The sequence below is a fragment of the Actinomadura geliboluensis genome, from assembly GCF_005889745.1.
GTDB classification, from domain to species: domain Bacteria; phylum Actinomycetota; class Actinomycetes; order Streptosporangiales; family Streptosporangiaceae; genus Spirillospora; species Spirillospora geliboluensis.
In genome coordinates, this window is record NZ_VCKZ01000733.1 from 1 (window position 1) to 1,423 (window position 1,423).

A 1,423-nucleotide genomic window follows, 5' to 3' on the forward strand; every position below is an offset into this window, starting at 1 on the left:
CGGCTTAACGATCGCCTCGACGGTCCCGGCGCACGCGGCCTCGTCGAGGTCGCAGACCGCGACGGCGAAGCCGTCCCGCGCGAGCCGCGCGGCGGTGGCGGCGACGACACAGTTCACGGAGGCGGTCGTAGATGGTCCGGCCGGTGCATCTGCGTCCGGGACGCGCCGTGCGGCGGGTAGGCCCCCATCACCTGGGTGCCCTGCGGCACCTGCGCGCCGCCCATCAGCATCGTGGACGCCGCCGTCGACGCCACCGGATGCCCCTGCAGGACGCGCTGGATCTCCTGCCGGAACTCCGTCGCGTTCTGGTAGCGGTGGTCGGCCTCCTTCGCCATCGCCTTCAGCACCATCGCGTCCGCCCACTGCGGGATCTGCGGGTCCACCTGGGACGGCGGGACCGGCTCCTCCCGGACGTGCTGGTAGGCGATCGCGACCGGGGAGTCGCCGGTGAACGGCGGCTTCCCGGTGAGCAGCTCGTACAGGACGCAACCGGTCGAGTAGATGTCGCTGCGGGCGTCCACCCGCTCACCGCGCGCCTGCTCCGGGGACAGGTACTGCGCGGTTCCGATCACCTGGGCGGTCTGCGTCATCGTGGACGCCGAGTCGGCCATGGCGCGGGCGATGCCGAAGTCCATGACCTTGACCTCGTGCTGCCGGGTGAGCATCACGTTGGCCGGCTTGATGTCGCGGTGCACGATCCCGCCGCGGTGGCTGTAGTCCAGCGCCCGCAGGATCCCGTCGGTGATCTCCAGTGCCTTCTCGGGCAGCAGCGCGCGGTTCTCCCGGAGCAGGTCGCGCAGCGTGCTCCCGTCCACGTACTCCATCACGATGTACGGGATCGGGGTGTCGCCGATCATGTCCTCGCCGGTGTCGTACACGGCGATGACCGAGGGGTGGTTCAACGACGCGGCCGACTGGGCCTCGCGCCGGAACCGGGCTTGGAACGTAGGGTCACGGGCCAGGTCGGACCGCAGCGTCTTGACGGCGACGACGCGATCGAGGCGCAGGTCTCGGGCACGGTAGACCTCGGCCATGCCGCCCCGCCCGATCACCGAATCGAGCTCGTAGCGGCCGCCGAGCAGCCGAGGTTGACTCATATGTGCACTTTCCCTCGTACGTCTACACCTGGTGTTCCGAACCTAGCTTCCCGCTCTCGGTCGGCGAGGGCGCCGGGCTCGAAGTTGACGGAGTCGTGGTGCTCCCCGTCGGTGTGGGTGTTGGCTTGGGGGCGGTGGCAGTCGCCCGGGGCGATTTCATCGATGTCTTCTGTGAAGGGGACGTCTTGGGCGTCACTCGCGTTGACGGACGGATCCTATGCTTCCGGTGCCGTGGGGTGACAGCCGGCCGTTGGGGGGCTGTCGCTTATACACATCTCCGAGCCCACGAGACCCTAAGACACCTCGTATGCTGTCTTCTGCTCGTA

At 68.9% G+C, this 1,423-nt stretch carries 1 pseudogene; it reads right to left on the bottom strand.

Annotated features, from left to right (window positions below):
* Positions 1-212: 212 nt before the first annotated feature.
* Positions 213-1,097: pseudogene (gene pknB, locus ETD96_RS43895) on the bottom strand (Stk1 family PASTA domain-containing Ser/Thr kinase); the annotation flags it as partial.
* Positions 1,098-1,423 lie beyond the last annotated feature (326 nt).